The organism is Cellulomonas sp. P4_A2 (genome assembly GCF_056402515.1).
The window spans coordinates 1-408 of record NZ_JBFUHG010000154.1; the positions used below are offsets into that span (position 1 = coordinate 1).

A 408-nucleotide genomic window follows, 5' to 3' on the forward strand; every position below is an offset into this window, starting at 1 on the left:
CATCACGACCCCGATCGCCGAGCCCAGGCTGTACTGCGAGGACGCGAACGCCTTCTGGTACGCGTACACGTTGAGCACCAGGTTCTGGCCCGCGATGCCGCCGCCGCCCGTCATCACATAGATCTGTGTGAAGACCTTGAAGTCCCAGATGATGGACTGGATGGTGACGACGACGAGGATCGGCCGCAGCATCGGCGCCATGACCGACCGCCAGATCCGCCACTGCGAGGCGCCGTCCAGCGCGGCCGCCTCCAGCACCTCGGCGGGGATCGCCCGGATGCCCGCGTACACCGTCACCATCACGAACGGGAACGAGCACCAGAGCACTTCGAGGAGCACCAGGGCGAAGGCGCTGTAGCGCCCGTACGTCCAGGAGAAGTCGCCCAGCCCCAGCACCCTGTTGACCGG

General features: G+C 66.7%; 1 protein-coding gene. It reads right to left on the reverse strand.

What is annotated here, in order from left to right:
- On the reverse strand, nt 1–408 hold a 408-nt coding region (locus AC1DUE_RS20505; protein WP_477041244.1), incomplete at both ends, for a carbohydrate ABC transporter permease.